Origin of the sequence: Sporosarcina soli (assembly GCF_042655805.1) — a bacterium.
Taxonomy (GTDB): domain Bacteria; phylum Bacillota; class Bacilli; order Bacillales_A; family Planococcaceae; genus Sporosarcina; species Sporosarcina soli.
In genome coordinates this window covers 238666-255661 of the sequence record NZ_JBHSNO010000015.1, presented here as the reverse complement: position 1 = coordinate 255661, position 16996 = coordinate 238666, and the positions used below count along the sequence as shown (strand labels likewise).

The following is a 16996-nucleotide window of genomic DNA, read 5'->3' as shown; positions in this document are numbered from 1 at the left end:
CCAAAAAACTGTGCCCTGCAAATTGATAGCGGGGAAATTAGTATATCTGTACATGGATACGAGGTTCTACCGTGAATGAATGGGATATGCTCTTCGGCAACTTTGGCTAATAATTGAATCGTATGTTCGCTTCGTGTTATAATTGATCTAATAATCTGAAATTAGTTTCGGAGGTGTTTTGTAAATGGTTGTTGCATGGGTCAGAGAAGAAACAACGCCTTATGGTGGAAGCTTGGTGGATCAGGACGGTTTGTGGAAAAAGGTGATTGGGGAACTGTTTGAAGATTTTCTATTATTTTTTGTTCCCGAGCTACATGCGCAGATTGATTTTGGTAAGAGTCCAGACTTTTTGGATAAGGAGTTGTTTCAGGAAATTGCGGATAAGAAAAAAGGCCGGCGTTTTGCAGATCGATTGGCAAAAGTTCGGTTGAAAAATGGAAAAGAGCAATGGATTCTCATTCATATTGAAGTGCAAAGTAAAAAAGAAACAAATTTTCCTGAACGTATGTTTCAATACTTCTACCGTATCTATGACCGTCATCAAGAAAAAATTGTTGCCATCGCTGTTCATACGTCACCTAGTAAAAATGCCATTCCTGACCGCTTTACATACGATTATTTAGGCACGCAGCTACATTATATGTATAGAAATTACCAGACGGAAGCTTATTCAGACGAGGAACTGGAACAATCTGATAATATTTTTAGTAAAATCGTATTAGCTGCAAAAGCTTTGTATCAAACAAAAGATGAAGAACACCAACGTTATTTGTTTAAAAGAAAGCTAATGCGTGAACTTATCCGCAATCAAAACTATACACGCACAGCAGTTCAGGCTGTTTTTCATTTTATTGATTACTTGTTACAATTACCTGACGCGTACACAAAACAACTATCGGAAGAAATCCGATCAATGATTAGAAAGGAGACGGAGCTAATGGAACTGTATAATAAAGAAAATGCTTCCCCGACGATTAAGAATGTTTTTGATTTGGAGTTAGAAAAGGGAATCGAGCAAGGAATAGAACAAGGCGTGAAAAAAGTGGTGTTGGAGATGTTGAGAAAAGGAACATCAACTGATTTTATTGCAGAAGTAACACACTTGGAAAAAGATGAGATTGAGAAGTTGAGGGAAATGCTACAGTAAAAACAGGATTCTTGAGAAGTTCACTTGGTTTTGTACAATCAAGCAAAGATAAAAACCAACCGACGCCCATTTACAACAAAATGGACGTCTTTTTTCATTTGCTAATACGCCTTAAAAACTTTTTAAAAAATCTTTGAAACTTTTTCTGGAAATCTCCGTCTATACGTTGCTTGATTGACAGTGGAGGTAAAGTTATGTGGAAGATTGCTAATAGAGTGTGGTTACTTGTGTGTTTGCTCGTTTTCATAAGTGTGGGTGCGATTTGGATTTTGGTAGAGTCGCAAGGCACAGTGTTCGCGCAAGATACGGATCGTTTTGTGACGAAGCGGGTATTTGAGCGAGTGCTGACATTGCAGGAGCGTCAGCCGCTTTATATGAAGGGGGCGGTTTTGACGCAGATAGGCGAGTTGGCTGCGGATCAGCCTGTTGTGATCATAGGTGAGGATGAGGTGTATTATGAGCTTCGATTGGGAAATATGCCGGCCTTTATTCGTAAGGGGGAGGCGCCGGTTGAAAAAAAGAAGCTTTTGACCGTTGTCCATCCGGAGCGGTTCGCTGCTGTCCGGACGTTGCAAAAAACCGCAGTTTACGAGACTGCTGATTTGCGGAGCGGCGTTATACTGGAGTTGGAAGAAGGTTATCGTTATCCTATTGTACGGGAGGAAGAGGATTGGTATATCCTTACAATTGGAGAGAGGCCGGGCTATATTGCGAAGCAGACCGTTGCAATGGATGTGGGTCTGCCGGTGCTTGTCTACCATCAGGTTTTGCCGCTCGAGTTGATGAGTACGATGAATAGTACAATTTCCTTGGAATCGTTTGAACAGCAGATGGAGTACTTGGCGGATCGCCAGTTCAAGACGTTGACGGCACTTCAGTTGTATGATTACTTGGAAGGACGCCTTGTTGTGCCGAACAAAGCGGTGCTCATTACATTTGATGACGGGTTATTATCGACGAAGGAATTTGCCTATCCGATTTTAAAACAATACGGGTTTACAGCACTTCAGCATATTATTTCTTCACGTACGGATCGGGTACAGGGAACGCAGTTGTTTGATGCGGAAGGTCCGCTGCAGTTTTTTACCGCTGCGGATTTAGAGGCGCTGGCGGATGTTTTCGAGTTCGAAGCACATACCTATGAATTGCATGCACTGAATGGGGATTCGGGTGTAGGGGTTGCGTTAGAGCGTTCAAAAGAAGAGATTCTTTTGGATTTACAGCGAAATATGGTGCAAGTGCCGGGAGCCGTTTCAGTAGCTTATCCGTTTGGTCATTATGATGAGGATTTCATCGCGGCGGCTAAGGAGGCCGGATTGTTGATTGGTTTTACAACGAACGAAGGGTATGCAAATCGGAAGAATTCAAATTATGAAGTATGCCGATACGGAGTAACAGAGAAAAAGTCGTTTAAGCAGTTTGTTGCGTATGTGGAGGGGCAACATGACATGGCCATGGAGGAGGGCGAGGGTTCGTAAATGAGTAGTACTATTGATCAACTAATTGATGAGCATTCGCGTTATTTAGTGCGCATCGCTTATCTATATGTAAAGAATTGGTCGACTGCCGAGGATATTGTGCAAGAAGTATTTGTGACGTATTTTCAAAAGAGTGACCAGTTTCGCAATGAGGCGTCATTGAAGACCTATTTAACGAAAATGACAGCCAATCGTGCAAAAGATTATTTGCGCTCGTGGAAGCATAAAAAAGATGTGCTGTTTGATACCATCTTTGTTTCGACAAAAGGGGCAGAAGAAGTCGTGTTGGAACAAGAGCGACTGGCTGCACTGGAAAAAAATCTTTTCCAGCTTCCATTAAAATACCGGGAACCGTTAATCCTATTTTATTATGACGAGCAGTCGATAGCAGAAATCGCAAACTATCTGGAGTTAAATGAAAATACCGTGAAAACAAGGCTGCGGAGGGCAAAGCAGCAGTTAAAGGAATTTTTTGAGGAAGAGGAGGTAGTGAGCAATTGAGTGATTTTAAACGGAAGCTTGATCAAATGATGGGCGATACATCGGAACAGGAAAGGCGGATCAAGCGACGTGTGCATGAACGTTTACGGACACCGACTAAAAAGTTTTCTTGGCAAGTGCTGTTTGTCACGGCAGCGATACCCGTCGTCGCACTGTTTCTTCTGTTCACCATTGACCCTATGAATTATCTTTCTTCAGATAAGGGGCCAGGCGTCCCGTATGATCCACTGGATGATTTGGCGCAAATCTCGGCCTTGCAGAAGAAGAAACAACTGTCAGCGGTTGATTTTGAGGAGTTTGCGGCCCTTCCACATTTTGATCAAGTCGACGGTCTGTATTATGTGGATAAAGAACAGTTTTCATTAAAAGGGAGTTCGGATGCATATCATACGGTCATTGAGCGCAAAGAAGAATTATTCGATAAGGTTGTGTATGAGGCGGGCGATGTTGTACGCACGATGACCAATACGACAAGCCATTTACCGACCTATACGGATGCCTATTATGAAGTAATTGCAGTTCCGGGGGATCGCGTCGTGCTAAAAAACGGCAAGCTGCGCATAAACGGCAAACCGTTACAATCTGAACTGATGGATCGATATGAAAAACAGGGAATCACGATTGTAGGGGGCTACGACCAGCTGTTGAATGCGCGGGAATATCTATTGTTAAATCATTTCCCGGCAAGCGAAACAGTGCAGGGAGCAACGATTACGCCCGTTCATAAAATTTATGGGCAAGTGGTAGGCGTCGCGACGGAAGAGCGTACCGATTCGATTTATATGGATTATTTATCTGGACAGCTGACAGGTGATTATACACCGGAGCAATATTTCGATTTGTATCTATATGATGATGTATTAGGCTTCGGTAATTTACCGGAAACGCCTTTGTTTGCACAACTTAGCAGATTGGGTGAATTGTTTTTGGAGGCATCTTATCGAAAAACGACTCCTATATCTGAAAATGAAGTTGAAATCCGCTACCAATATGGGCGAGAAGGGGTAGCCGAGCAGGTCTTTCATATGAAGTGGGATGCTAGTTCTGAACGTTGGGTCATAACAGAATAGTGCAGGATGGGGAATGGGAACCCCGATATCCTTTTGGAAACCAGGTTGGCAGTGTCCAGAAGAAGAAGCCGTCAACCAACCGCTCATTATATAGGAACACCAACCTGGGTTTCCATCATCAAGTTTAACTTGCTTCAGCAAATCTTTTTGTACTGAAAGCGAAGCGTCAGCTACAGAAGTCCCCCACTTCTATAAGTGGGGGGATGAATGCTAGAAATGCATTCCATTCAGTGGGGGTTCAAACCCCGGCTGAATAGAGGAACTCAGGCTAAGGTCGCCGCTTCCTGAATGAAAGTGCCTTAATTTCTGCAAAAAAACGCAGAAATACGGCAAATCAAACCCTTCGCTATTTGATTGGCAACGCCTGAGTGACCAACATCCAGTTGGCCCAAGCCTCCGGACGCAATAAGGCCGAGGCGTTATTGATAAAGTATTGTCAGTAGCAAATAGTAAAACCTACTACTAGAATAGAAAGGAAGAATGCGAGTGAGAAAGAAACTACTTTTGGGACTCGGGGCACTGCTGCTTGCCGGCAGCCTGCCTTTATCCGGCACGTTCGCCGCAAGCAATGAGCGATTTTCAGACGTACCATCTTCAAAACATTTTGCAGAAGCCGTTTATGATCTGGCGGAACGCAATATTATCGGAGGTTACCCGGACGGCACATTCAAACCCGGAAACTCTATCACGAGAGGACAGGCGGCTGCCATCATCGCAAAGATGATCAAATTGGACACGACCAACGTGAAGAATCCAGGCTTTAAAGATGTCTCGAAAGCGAACGGCTACTACAAAGCGATTGCAGCGCTGGCAGAAAAAGGAGTTATTGGTGGTTATGAAGATGGCCGTTTCGGTCCGAACGATCCGATTAAACGGGGGCAAATGGCTTCGATTCTTGTCAAAGCGTTCGATTTGCCGCGTGATGGGAACATCATAAACCCATTCAAAGATATTGAATATCTACAGTCACATCGCGGGAATATTCTTATCATTTATCAACTCGGCATCACTTCGGGGACATCACCTGACACATTCAGCCCGAATGCTGCTATCACAAGAGGACAGGCGGCCAAAATGCTGAAAGCGACTGAAGAAGCGAAGCCAACGATGATAACGCTAAAGGCCAGTGATTTCAACTGGAGGCTGATTAGTGAAATTGTTTACGATAAGTCGAATGACGGTTTGTTTAAATCAATACAGGTAGCCGGAAAAGAGGGCTACACGGAGGATCGAGTTCAATTGGTCCCATTGAAGGAAGGGACCGGAAAGCTTAATATTGCTGGTCTTCCTAGCAACGGTTCCTATGAAATGGAGTATAAAAAGTATAATGTAACTATTAAAAAGGTGAATGGTGAATTGAAGTTGACGCTGGAAGAGACGGATGACATTTTTCCGACTGCGGTGCAGTTTTATTTCCTTAAGGAAAAGGTTCAAAATATTTCCCTGACCACAATGCAAGGGGAAAAGCTGTCCGACAGTGTGACGTTCAAGCAAGAAGAGCTTGGAAATAGTTTCAATGTATGGTTTGATATCGACAAGCCCGGCCAGTATATTGCCACGATCCGGTTTGAGGGTGGGAAGGAAGAGCGGCATGGGATTGATGTAAAGCAGAACGATGACCGCTTTTATTATGAAATTAAAACGCTGAAAGAAAATCCGTCTGATGTCTATGAGGAGACAGCGACATCCGACTTGATCAAGCACATAATCCGAACAAAAGACGCCGAACAGATAGCCATTATTACAAGAGATCCAGGCACGAATCTATTTCGCGTCAAAGCCACTGGCCAGAAAGAAGGTACGATCATTATTGACTATGATCGCAGATTAAGCGAGAGATATTGTGAAGCTATAGAACCAGAGTGCTATTCTGCTTGGACGGGTTTATATGTACAGGTCCAGCGAATCGGCTCCATTGTGAACGTTGATATCCGGAAGGATTACGAGATGGATCATTGATTGAATATACCAAAGTTTTGGGAATGCCATATTTATAGAAAGCAGGTGTACACGATTGAAAAAATTACTGACTTCCTTGCTAACGATCTTGTTGATGTTTTCACTACTGCCAACAGCGCAGGCGGAAACGGAATATCCGCCTTATAACGAACCGGTTCCTTTCAAAGATTTGCGTGGTGCATCATGGGACATCATGTTCTTGTACAAAAAGGGGATTATCGGAGGTTATCCAGATGGCACATTCCGGCCGAATGAACCGATTACCCGTGCGCAAGTTTCTGCCATGCTTCTCAGGGCGCTGGATATTCCGCTACAGGAAAATCCGACTGTCACCTTTAAAGATGTGTCGAAAAATTCTACTCACTATCGGGCACTTGCAACCATTAACGATAAGGGAATCTTGCGTGGAGAAAACGGCTATATGCGACCAGCGGAACAGACGACGCGTGCCCAAATGGCAGCCGTTTTACGTCGGGCATTCGACCTTCCATTGGAACAGAAACCAATGTTTGTCGATGTCTCACCAGCTAATTGGGCCTTCGCGGATATCAATAGCGTGGCATTGAATCGGATTGCGGGCGGTTATCAGGACGGCACGTTCAAACCGGGGAATCCGGTCACGCGCTCCCAATTCTCTTCTTTCCTTGCCCGTGCGATTGATGACAAGATGAAATTGCCAGAACCGTTCTCTTACGTTAGCCAGAAGGGGATTGTGGTGGAAGAGGACGGGTTCCAGTACACTATCAAAGGCGAAAAGCTCGTGAAAATTAATAAAAAGACGAAAGAGGAAACCGTACTCCTAACGGAACAGGATTTTCCTACACAAGATGGATTGTTTGAGGTCCATTTAGAAACAGGCTTTCCGATCATCCTTCAGAACAACATAATCTATGTACCGTACTGGGCTGCTGTATCCCAAGGGACCAGTATTCCATATAGATATGGCGTTTTCCGGACGAGTGCGCAAGGTGGGAAACATGGTGTGAAATTCTGGGGGTTGGATGTGGATACAGACCATGCTGCGAGTCTGCGGAATTTCAGCGTCCACGGGCATGACTACTATTACACAGTAGAGAAGAAACAGCGGGTGTTCGATTACAATCCGACTTTCGACGATGCTGTTAATGTAGACCAGACGCTTATCCTTTATCATCAAAGTCCTGACACATTGAAACCGAAGAAAGTGATGGAGTTCGATGCACGCGTTATCTTCGAACCGCTGGAAGGATCCACGAGATTTTCAACAAACGTGACGCAAAATAACAAGTCCGTCAAATTCGATGCCAGCACGATGTTTTATTTCAATAAAAAAGGTGTATTCTCATACAGTCTACTGGACGGAAAAACAAAAAAACGATCCAGTATCCAGGCAAAGGACATGAAGATGACGGATACGACTGTGGAAATCACTGACGTAAATGGCAAGAAACATTCATTGAAAAAATGAGCAGAAACAGGCAGACACCCCTCTCTGGGATGTCTGCCTGTTTGATATGGTTGCCAGCCGTTCATACTTGATTCATCAGTTTAACTTGCTTCAGCAAATCTTTTTGTACTGAAAGCGGAGCGTCAGCTACAGAAGTCCCTCACTTCTATAAGTGGTGGGATGAATGCTAGAAATGCATTCCATTCAGTGGGGGTTCAAACCCCGGCTGAATAGAGGAACTCAGGCTAAGGTCGCCGCGTTCTGAATGAAAGTGCCTTAATTTCTGCAAAAAAACGCAGAAATACGGCAAATCAAACCCTTCGCTGTTTGATTGGCAACGCCTGAGTGACCAACATCCTGTTGGCCCAAGCCTCCGGCGGGTGTCACGGATTTTGAAAGGAGTTAATTGAGCAAGCTTAATTCAAAATCCGGACGCAATAACGCCGAGGCGTTATTGATAATAATGAGGCCCTAGATATTTCAAATGCAGCTATCCAGTCCACGTAGATTTGAGCGAAGATGGTCTTGATACGATTGGAAACTACATTTGAAACAGTTATCTATCAAGCAAAAAGTGTTTAGTCTGCGCGGAAACTTTTCGGTGAAGGATGAGCAAGAGAACGAGGTATATTTCGTAAAAGGGAGCTTCACGCGAATGCCGAAAACGTTTTCCATTATGGATTTTTTATTTACTAAAGACAAAAAAGAGAGGGCTTATCCCAACGAAGTCATGTAATGACTCTTGGAATCTCCCTCTCTAGCACCCCAATTACGTTCATTGGATCATTTTACGACTATAGAATCTGCGTTAATTCTGAGTGTAGAACGCGTTGGGCAGTAATAATCACATTTGATGCTGTTCTTCCGTAAACGGAGTACAAGCCACCGTTTTGATTCGGAACAATTTCAACTTCATACTGAAATGGTGTCCCTCCTAAGTTAAGAGTGACAAAAGTAGAAGCATTAGCATTTGCGGTAAAGTTCGCAGATGAAATTAATTGTCTTGTCCCATTTAGTCTGAAAGTTCGAACAACTCCTGTGAGTGGTCCACCCGTACGATTGAGGATTTTGACTCGAACGTTAGATGCATTTGCAGGTAAATTCCCGAAATTTTCAATAGGTCCAGTAGTGAATGGCATTTACAACACCTCCTTCAAAGATAGAATGATATAATCTGCAGATTATAGTGTCATTGTATTCAAAACTTGGACAAGTGAATAAACGGATGTAACGGTCTACTTGAAAAATATTTAAAAAGGCCAGATACATTTTAGGGTACAAGTTTCCAACAGTATTTCAGAGTGTATTAGAAGCTGTTACCGTTTTTTGGAACCAACACATTCCATGCCAATTTAACTTGCTTCAGCAAATCTTTTTGTACTGAAAGCGAAGCGTCAGCTACAGAAGTCCCCCACTTCTATAAGTGGTGGGATGAATGCTAGAAATGCATTCCATTCAGTGGGGGTTCAAACCCCGGCTGAATAGAGGAACTCAGGCTAAGGTCGCCGCGTTCTGAATGAAAGTGCCTTAATTTCTGCAAAAAAACGCAGAAATACGGCAAATCAAACCCTTCGCTGTTTGATTGGCAACGCCTGAGTGACCAACATCCTGTTGGCCCAAGCCTCCGGACGCAATAACGCCGAGGCGTTATTGATTCATGAATGATCAAATTGAATAAAGATTATTTTCATAGAAAGCAGGTGTGCGCTATTGAAAAAAATTATTTACTTCATTATTCGTGATAGTTCTTATGTTTTCGTTACTGCCTGTAGCTAGGGCGGAGACGATATATCTGCCATATTACGACCCTTTACAAAGATATGTAGGGTGGCACGGAGCGATGTGGGACATTATGTTTTTGTACAGAAAGGGGATTATCGGGGGCTGTCCGGATGGGACGTTCCGATTACCCGTGCACAAGCCTCTGCCATGCTTCTGAGGGCGCTGGATATTCCGCTTCAGGAAAATCCGAGTGTCACTTTCAAAGATGTGTCGAACGAGTCGACTCACTATCGGACGCTTGGAACCATTAACGACAAGGGAATCCTGCGCGGAAGCCGACCAGGCCGCTATTTCTTCGGTGCCTAATATGTGAATACCGGGCACTCATTCTTTGAGTGCCTTTTGCATATTGTTTTATTTGTTTAGGGAACTTCATCTACTTGAATATTCATCATGACGGTTTTCACTAGCTCACTTGGTTGTTGTAGGGCGGTTCTCTTCAAAAGTAAATAAGACCGCTTAATGAGTGGATTCATGTTATAGTTAGTAAGCATATTTTACAGATGGGTAGGTGAGCAGCATGATTGAAGTAAAAACATCTTCACTTAGTGATGGAGAATTCAACAGAGGGGTATTTGCGACATGTGATATTAACAAAGGAACGATGGTACATGAAGCGCCTGTCATTGCATATCCAAACGAGCAACACCCATACATTGAGCAAACGCTAATCGCCGATTACGCTTTTGAGTATGGCGCCAATCATTCCGCGATCCTTCTTGGGTATGGGATGTTGTTCAATCACTCCTATGAGCCTAATGCCACATATGAGATCAGTTTTGAAAAGCATACGTTTGACTTCTATGCCTATACAGATATCAAAGCCGGCGAGGAAATTCTAATCAATTACAACGGTGACGTAGATGACAAAGAACTGCTCTGGTTTGATCAGAAGGAAGAATAGACAAGACGAACTTTGTTCAAAGAGAAAAACAGCCGCTCCATCGAGGCTGTTTTTCTCTTTGGGATAAATTGGTGTTTATTGTGTAAATCGAGGACTATTTTCACCGTCATATGTGTAGCTTTGTAAAAAGATTGATAAAAATCACCTCGTTAGTTTTTCTTTGAGGTGATTTTTTGTTGGATATTTATGTTGAAATTGATTTAAAGATTGTGAGGAAATGATTTATGAGGGTTATCCCTTTAGTCGAATCTATGTTACGATTTTAACTTGAGTCAGCAGAAGTCTCAACTTCGATAAGTGGCGGAATAAATGCCGGAATGCATTTCAATAAGAGGGAGTCCAAGCTCCCTGTAGCTGACGCTTCGCTTTCAGTACAAAAAGATTTGCTGATTAGAGGAACTCAGGCGTTGCCGCGTCCAGAAAGTGCCTTAATTTCTGCAAAAAACGCAGCAATACGGCAAATCGAACCCTTCGCTGTTCGATTCACAATTCAAAACCTGGACGCAATTACGCCGAGGCGTAATTGATTGAGAAAGGGAGTAGCTAAAATTGGAGAAAATAATAGAAAGAAAAATACGTTATGATTCTAAGATTGTGGACTATCCTTGTAGGCTGTTAACTAGACAAAAACAAAGTGCTGTGCTTTTTCATATTATTGAAGAATCATTTACAATGATTGCTAATAGAACTAGCTTAACTATTCCAATAGGTAGTTATACGATTGCTTATTATTGGGAAAACCTTCCGTATAATTTATATTTCTGGAGAGATAATAAAGGAAATTATTTAGGCTCTTATTTAAACATTGTAAAGAATACAACTATCACCGATGAACGGGTATCATTTGAAGACTTAATTATCGATATTATGGTTCTTCCAAATGGAGAATACTTTATTTTAGACGAGAATGAACTACCTGGACCGATAGAACACTTCGAAAATGGATTCGTCAAACAAACTTTAAGTTCAGTAATAGAGTCGTTACCTGTTATTCTTTCTCAAGCTATTTCAGAATCTAAGGGAATTTATAAGCACGAAAGATTCATCCCTTTGTTAGAAAAGTTTGTGAATAAACATATTTAAACTAACAGGTCTTGACAATTGAATTTTAACTGGCTGCAGAAGTCCCCCACTTCTATAAGTGGTGGGATGAATGCTAGAAATGCATTCCATTCAGTGGGGTTCAAACCCCGGCTGAATAGAGGAACTCAGGCTAAGGTCGCCGCGTCCTGAATGAAAGTGCCTTAATTTCTGCAAAAAACCGCAGAAATACGGCCAATCAAACCCTTCGCTGTATGATTGGCAACGCCTGAGTGACCAACATCCTGTTGGCCCAAGCCTCCGGCGGATGTCACGGATTTTGAAAGGAGTTAATTGAGCAGACTCAATTCAAAATCCGGACGCAATAACGCCGAGGCGTTATTGATTTAATTGATTGATGGGGTGTTGAACTCATAGGTGTGTTTTTAGAACTAGTAGCGGCGCATTTTTGCTAACGAGGTGATTATAAAGTGCTTAAAAGATTATTTAACCTAATCGGCTGGGTTTTGCTGTTAGGAATGCTCGCTTCATGGATCAAATTTGGCTTTTTAGATTTCTATTTGATAGTACTTCCTGCTACTTATGTTTGTTTTTCAATTAATGATGGCAGAATAAAGAAATTGAAAAAGATAAAAGAGATATCCACATTCCAAGTGGTCCTCATTTTCTTTGCATTTATTGCATCAGTCGGCATTGTATTCGGGCTTATTCAACTAGCCAATTACTTGATCAATGATCTACTACAGCTAACAGGATGGTTGAAGACACTTAGTCAGTGGACTGCTGTTATTCTTTCGTTATATCCTGTGAAATTCACATTTGCTCGTGTTGTTTATAAAGTCAACCATGATTTAAATGCAAAAAATATTGGCTAGAACCGATGGAAGGGTTTGTGGTTTGAAATACGGGATATTCGCTGTGTAACATCCAACTATTCCATTTACGGGAGGAGTAAAACGATACGTTTTGCTCCTTTTTAACTTGCTTCAGCATAAGTCCCCCCACTTCTATAAGTGGGGGGATGAATGCTAGAAATGCATTCCATTCAGTGGGGATTCAAACCCCGGCTGAATAGAGGAACTCAGGCTAAGGTCGCCGCTTCCTGAATGAAAGTGCCTTAATTTCTGCAAAAAAAACGCAGAAATACGGCAAATCAAACCCTTCGCTGTTTGATTGGCAACGCCTGAGTGATCAACATCCTGTTGGCCCAAGCCTCCGGCGAATGTCGCGGATTTTGAAAGGAGTTAATTGAGCAAGCTCAATTCAAAATCCGGACGCAATAACGCCGAGGCGTTATTGATTATGAGCAAAGCGAAGTGATTGATCTTCTCGTTCAAATAAAATGAACTTTTTGCCGTGGTGGTGACTCTTATAGGAGAGAGGTGAAGATATGAGGGCCATTCGGTTGGTGAAAAAAGCGAAAAAAGGGAATAAGGAGGCGCTGTTGCAATTGATCCGTGAGCAGCAGGATGATTATTATCGGCTGGCTCTTACATATATGGGGAATCCTCATGACGCAATGGATGCAATGGAGGATATGATTGTGAGCTTGTATCACCATATTCCACAGCTTAAAAAGGAAGAGGCCTTTTACAGTTGGAGTAAGACGATTCTTGTCAATCAATGTAAACGACTATTACGGAAGCGAAAGAAGGTCGTCCTCATGGAAAATGCAGAAGAGATTTCTGGACTGCTTTATGATCCGACGGACGTTCCAGATTTTTTCCAGCAGAGTGAACAGCAGATGGATATACAAAGAATGCTATCGCGGCTGAATACGCATCAAAAAGAAGCGATCGAGCTGAAATATTTACATGACTTGGATTATCAAACGATAGCGGACATCACGCAAGTCTCTGTCGGAACAGTGAAATCACGGGTGTTTGAAGGCCTGAAAAAAATGCGGAATCATTTCGGAGGTGATACGGATGAATGAACTGGAAAAGCAATTGGAGATAGAGAAGAAGAGGGTTGAGGCTGTCAAATCGCCGAAAGAGTTGGAAGACAGGTTGCGGATGGCATTGGAACAGACGCCACCCCGTAAGAAAAACAGAATGTCGAAATGGTTTGTAGCGGTAGCCGCTTTGTTGTGCCTTACCATTGTCAGCTACCATTATAATGCGTTCGCTTATTACGGAAAAAAATTGCTTGGTTTTGATGAAATACTGTATGGCACACTTGCACAATTAAATGAGGAGGGGAACGGGCAGTCCGTGGATCGGAAAGTGATGCTTTCTACCGGGACAACGTTTTTTCTAGATGGCATTATGACGGATGAAAATCAGCTTATCCTTTATTACACAATGAAGAATTCGGAGGGGATTACGGAAGAAATCCTGTTCACTAGAATGACAGGTATGTTAACGGATTCTATCCCTGCCAGCGGTACGTATTCTGTCAATGAAAAAGGTACGGAGTTGAAAGGGATGCAGTCGTTTGACGCAGTCAGTCCATTTGCAAAGAAGCTGACATTGGCGTTTACGGTGCAAGAGGCAAGTGGAAATATGCAGGAAGAAACGGTGACCTTTCCTTACGATCCGACTGCTGCGATGCAAACAGAATTAAAGCAGTCGATCAAACAAAAAGTCCGCGTTGACAAAGGGGTTATTCGCTTTGATTCCATTACGGCAACGCCTAGTAGAACGACGATTAAAGGCAAACTGAAGGTGGACAATTTTGATCGTTTTCCTGCTGCATTGGATGGAGTCAAATTGGTGGCCGATGGGGTACCGATTGATCGGATGGGAGGGAGCGTTTCGTCTGCTGTCAATGGCAGGGCATTTGAAATTTATTATGATGCGCTCCCTAAGAAAGTCCGTCATTTGGAGTTGATCGTAGATACATTTGTCGGCTATACCGATGTGAACGAATCCATTCCGCTCATCGATCTGGACGCCCAGCCTGTATTTATTCAAGGAAAAGAGTTGGTCATCCGTAAAGTTGAACGGACGACGGAGGGGATTGAAGTAACCATAGCCACAGAGCAAGATGTCATGTTGGAAGGCGTTGCGGTCCAGTCGAAAGGGACATCATCCCCGCTAAAAACTACCTTAAGGCAGGATCATCTTGAGGGGGAAGACGGAAAGATCTACAAAGAGCGTATATTATTATTTGAAACGGATGAACTGCCGGAAACGCTCTCCATTGAAGGCATGCACTTTGAGAAGAAATATGGGAAAACCATTCAAATCTTAGACAAATAGGCACCGTTTCTTCTTCAAGAAGAGAAAATCGTGCAAAACAAAACACATATAGGATTGTCACTTCAGGTATGGCCAAGTGCCTTTTCAACCAGATCTTCATACTATATAACATCTCTTCACAAGTGATGAATAGGAGTTGACTGTTTGGAGAAGACAGAGCTGACGGGGCGGATTGTGACGCCTACTGATCCTGAATATGAGCAGGCCATCATCAATAATAACTTGAATGACCAAAAGTATCCAAAAATCATTGTCTTTTGTCAAAATACGGAGGATGTCTTGAATGCGTTGAAGTGGGCGAGGGAAAAATGTATCCCATTTCGAGTGAGGAGTGGCCGGCATAGTTATGAGAATTTTTCATTGGTCAATGATGGGCTGGTCATTGACATTAGTGAAATGTGCAACATCCAAGTCGATCTTGAAACGATGACCGCCAAAATAGAAGCGGGTGCGAGTTTAGGGAACGTGTATCAGGAATTATGGGAGTATGGGATGACAATCCCTGCAGGAACGGAAAGCAGTGTCGGTCTGGCAGGCCTTGCGCTTGGCGGAGGAATTGGGATGTTAAGCCGAGTGTTTGGTCTAACTTGTGATAACTTGCTTGAAGTTGAAATCGTCAAAGCGAGTGGTCATCAAGGTGCTGAATTGATCAAGGCCAATAAACAGCTTCATCGTGATCTGTTTTGGGCTTGCTGCGGTGGGGGAGGTGGGAATTTTGGCATTGTCACTTCCTTCACTTTCAAGCTGCATCCGGTTTCGCAGGTATCCGTGTTCTCTATTACATGGGGCTGGGATGACTTTGAAGCTGCATTTGATGCGTGGCAACATTGGGCACCAGAAACGGACGTATGTTTGACTTCGGAAATTGAATGCAGAGCAAAGGCCGCCGACCAAATTATCGCCCAAGGTGAATTTGTAGGATCAGCGAACAAATTGCAACGGCTTTTGCAGCCGTTATTGGAAACTGGATCGCCGACCAATATACTGATCAAGGAAGTCCCTTACATCGAAGCGGTGCACTTTTTTGACGATCCAAACGGGAACCTACCAGCTAACCGCAAGAGATCAGGTTCTTTTGTGGCAAAACCGTTCCCGAGAAAAGCGATATTGGAAATGAAACACTTTTTAGCTAATGCGCCCAATCGTGATTCGGCCATTTGGCACCAATCCCTTACAGGTGAAGTAGGGCGAGTTGCCCCCGATGAAACAGCTTTCTACTACCGTGATGTCATAATCGCTCAGGAGTACCTCGCGAAATGGCGCCATCCTTTTGAAGAGCGGGAAAACATTCGCTGGATCGAACAAGTGAGGAGAGCTTTATCTCGCTATACAACCGGTGATTACGTGAACTGGCCGGATCGGTTCATCAAAGATTGGCTCACAGCGTATTACGGCAAGAATGTAAATCGCCTTCGTGAAGTGAAAACCATCTATGATCCCTTCAATGTCTTCAAATTTCCGCAAAGTATCCCACCATTTCGTAAACGTTTTTGAAAAAATGCCAGGTACCCAAACAATCTCGGGTTATTTGAGTACCTGGCATTATGTCTTTTCGTTGTATGAAAAATCAAATCAGATTATAATAGAATAAATGTTCGGGTTGAATAGCCGAACTGGACATCATAGCAAAAACTTAAAAAGCAATCTTAAATCTAGAAATGGGAGAGTGCGATAATGAATTTGCCGCAACAATTGCAACCGTATGCTGCTAGACTAGCAGAAACGAAAAAGCCGAGTCTGCTTATTGAAGGGAAGGTTAGAGCGACGACAACCTTGGAAAGCAAGTTCGGGGGACAGCCTTACTGGCTAACAACGGATGCTTATCCAGTGACCGAAAGTGGAGAACCACTACGCTTGCTGGCACAACTCAATTTTAGCGAGATGGAAGAGTCGATCCCTCATTACCCGACAGAAGGCATTTTACAGTTTTTCGTGGCGGATGATGATGTGTATGGATTGAATTTTGAAGATGGGACACATCAAGATACATTTCGTGTGGTGTATCATGAGTCGATTGAATCCGATCCGTCTAAATGGATGATGGATTTTCCTACATTCGGGGATGAACATTATTTTCCGATAGAAAAAGAGAGTGCCTTGTCGTTTGAGTCCTCCACTGAAATCGTATCAGGGGCAGATTATCGTTTCAATACATTGACAAACGTCGATCAATTGCTAGAGAACGCAACGGATGAAGATTACGAGGCGCATGATGAGATAATGGAGGCTTATCACGAAATTGCGAGCGGACAAGGTTCGAAGTTAGGCGGTTATCCTTTCTTCACCCAAGAAGATCCAAGGGCATATGGAGATTATCCAACATTCGATACACTTTTACTGCAAATTGACACAGACGACGAGTTGTCCATTATGTGGGGCGATATGGGTGTAGCAAACTTCTTCATTGCATCGGATGATTTGAAGAAACATGATTTTTCGAACGTACTATATAATTGGGATTGCAGTTAAAGAATAAAAGTGTCTG

General features: G+C 43.1%; 15 protein-coding genes and 1 pseudogene. 15 read left to right on the top strand and 1 reads right to left on the bottom strand.

Annotation, left to right across the window (positions count from 1 at the left end; translation table 11 throughout):
• Positions 1–184 precede the first annotated feature (184 nt).
• From ACFPRA_RS20225 to ACFPRA_RS24985, 7 genes and pseudogenes are all read left to right on the top strand, one after another.
• Positions 185–1147, top strand: coding sequence for an Rpn family recombination-promoting nuclease/putative transposase (locus tag ACFPRA_RS20225; RefSeq protein ID WP_381438714.1), 963 nt, complete (start codon positions 185–187; stop codon positions 1145–1147).
• Positions 1148–1341: 194 nt separating this feature from the next.
• Positions 1342–2625, top strand: coding sequence for a polysaccharide deacetylase family protein (locus ACFPRA_RS20220; protein ID WP_381438711.1), 1284 nt, complete (start codon positions 1342–1344; stop codon positions 2623–2625).
• Positions 2626–3126, top strand: a complete 501-nt coding sequence (locus ACFPRA_RS20215) for a sigma-70 family RNA polymerase sigma factor (protein WP_381438708.1) — start codon at positions 2626–2628, stop codon at positions 3124–3126.
• Positions 3123–4196: a S26 family signal peptidase gene (locus ACFPRA_RS20210; RefSeq protein WP_381438705.1), complete on the top strand. Its 1074-nt coding sequence runs from the start codon at positions 3123–3125 to the stop codon at positions 4194–4196. Before ACFPRA_RS20215 ends, ACFPRA_RS20210 begins: the two co-directional genes overlap by 4 nt.
• Positions 4197–4682: 486 nt before the next feature.
• Positions 4683–6155, top strand: a complete 1473-nt coding sequence (locus ACFPRA_RS20205; protein ID WP_381438703.1) for an S-layer homology domain-containing protein — start codon at positions 4683–4685, stop codon at positions 6153–6155.
• Between the two features lie 55 nt (positions 6156–6210).
• Complete coding sequence (locus tag ACFPRA_RS20200; RefSeq protein ID WP_381438701.1) at positions 6211–7602, top strand: S-layer homology domain-containing protein; 1392 nt, start codon at positions 6211–6213, stop codon at positions 7600–7602.
• 526 nt (positions 7603–8128) lie between these two features.
• Positions 8129–8263, top strand: a pseudogene (locus ACFPRA_RS24985) (LURP-one-related family protein); the annotation flags it as partial.
• Positions 8264–8375: 112 nt separating this feature from the next.
• Here ACFPRA_RS24985 and ACFPRA_RS20195 read toward each other — a convergent pair.
• The gene (locus ACFPRA_RS20195; RefSeq protein ID WP_381438698.1) at positions 8376–8720 is read right to left on the bottom strand and encodes an ATPase; all 345 of its coding nucleotides are present in this window, start codon (positions 8718–8720) and stop codon (positions 8376–8378) included.
• Positions 8721–9423: 703 nt separating this feature from the next.
• On the opposite strand from ACFPRA_RS20195, the gene ACFPRA_RS20190 reads away from it, so the two are divergent.
• The 8 genes from ACFPRA_RS20190 to ACFPRA_RS20155 all read left to right on the top strand — a co-directional run bounded on the left by ACFPRA_RS20190 (position 9424) and on the right by ACFPRA_RS20155 (position 16980).
• Positions 9424–9669 carry a hypothetical protein gene (locus tag ACFPRA_RS20190; RefSeq protein ID WP_381438695.1) on the top strand — a complete coding sequence of 82 codons (246 nt, stop codon included), beginning with the start codon at positions 9424–9426 and terminating at the stop codon, positions 9667–9669.
• Between the two features lie 214 nt (positions 9670–9883).
• Positions 9884–10267 (top strand): SET domain-containing protein, encoded by a 384-nt coding sequence (locus tag ACFPRA_RS20185; protein ID WP_381438693.1) that lies wholly within the window; start codon positions 9884–9886, stop codon positions 10265–10267.
• A 549-nt stretch (positions 10268–10816) separates the two neighbouring features.
• Positions 10817–11350: a DUF402 domain-containing protein gene (locus ACFPRA_RS20180; RefSeq protein WP_381438690.1), complete on the top strand. Its 534-nt coding sequence runs from the start codon at positions 10817–10819 to the stop codon at positions 11348–11350.
• Positions 11351–11778: 428 nt separating this feature from the next.
• Positions 11779–12183, top strand: coding sequence for a disulfide bond formation protein DsbD (locus ACFPRA_RS20175; RefSeq protein WP_381438688.1), 405 nt, complete (start codon positions 11779–11781; stop codon positions 12181–12183).
• 515 nt (positions 12184–12698) lie between these two features.
• A complete protein-coding gene (locus tag ACFPRA_RS20170) occupies positions 12699–13244 on the top strand; it encodes an RNA polymerase sigma factor (RefSeq protein ID WP_381438686.1) in 546 nt (181 codons plus the stop codon).
• A complete protein-coding gene (locus ACFPRA_RS20165; protein WP_381438683.1) occupies positions 13237–14511 on the top strand; it encodes a DUF4179 domain-containing protein in 1275 nt (424 codons plus the stop codon). The genes ACFPRA_RS20170 and ACFPRA_RS20165 overlap by 8 nt, the downstream gene beginning before the upstream one ends.
• 144 nt (positions 14512–14655) lie before the next feature.
• Positions 14656–16005: an FAD-binding oxidoreductase gene (locus ACFPRA_RS20160; protein ID WP_381438681.1), complete on the top strand. Its 1350-nt coding sequence runs from the start codon at positions 14656–14658 to the stop codon at positions 16003–16005.
• 180 nt (positions 16006–16185) lie between these two features.
• Positions 16186–16980, top strand: a complete 795-nt coding sequence (locus tag ACFPRA_RS20155; protein WP_381438679.1) for a YwqG family protein — start codon at positions 16186–16188, stop codon at positions 16978–16980.
• Positions 16981–16996 lie beyond the last annotated feature (16 nt).

Bases quoted from the DNA above. Each gene is read 5' to 3' on its own strand.
- ACFPRA_RS20225 (WP_381438714.1), top strand. From the start codon at position 185: ATGGTTGTTGCATGGGTCAGAGAAGAAACAACGCCTTATGGTGGAAGC.
- ACFPRA_RS20170 (WP_381438686.1), top strand. From the start codon at position 12,699: ATGAGGGCCATTCGGTTGGTGAAAAAAGCGAAAAAAGGGAATAAGGAG.
- ACFPRA_RS20155 (WP_381438679.1), top strand. From the start codon at position 16,186: ATGAATTTGCCGCAACAATTGCAACCGTATGCTGCTAGACTAGCAGAA.
- ACFPRA_RS20220 (WP_381438711.1), top strand. From the start codon at position 1,342: ATGTGGAAGATTGCTAATAGAGTGTGGTTACTTGTGTGTTTGCTCGTT.
- ACFPRA_RS20215 (WP_381438708.1), top strand. From the start codon at position 2,626: ATGAGTAGTACTATTGATCAACTAATTGATGAGCATTCGCGTTATTTA.
- ACFPRA_RS20165 (WP_381438683.1), top strand. From the start codon at position 13,237: ATGAATGAACTGGAAAAGCAATTGGAGATAGAGAAGAAGAGGGTTGAG.
- ACFPRA_RS20195 (WP_381438698.1), bottom strand. From the start codon at position 8,720: ATGCCATTCACTACTGGACCTATTGAAAATTTCGGGAATTTACCTGCA.
- ACFPRA_RS20185 (WP_381438693.1), top strand. From the start codon at position 9,884: ATGATTGAAGTAAAAACATCTTCACTTAGTGATGGAGAATTCAACAGA.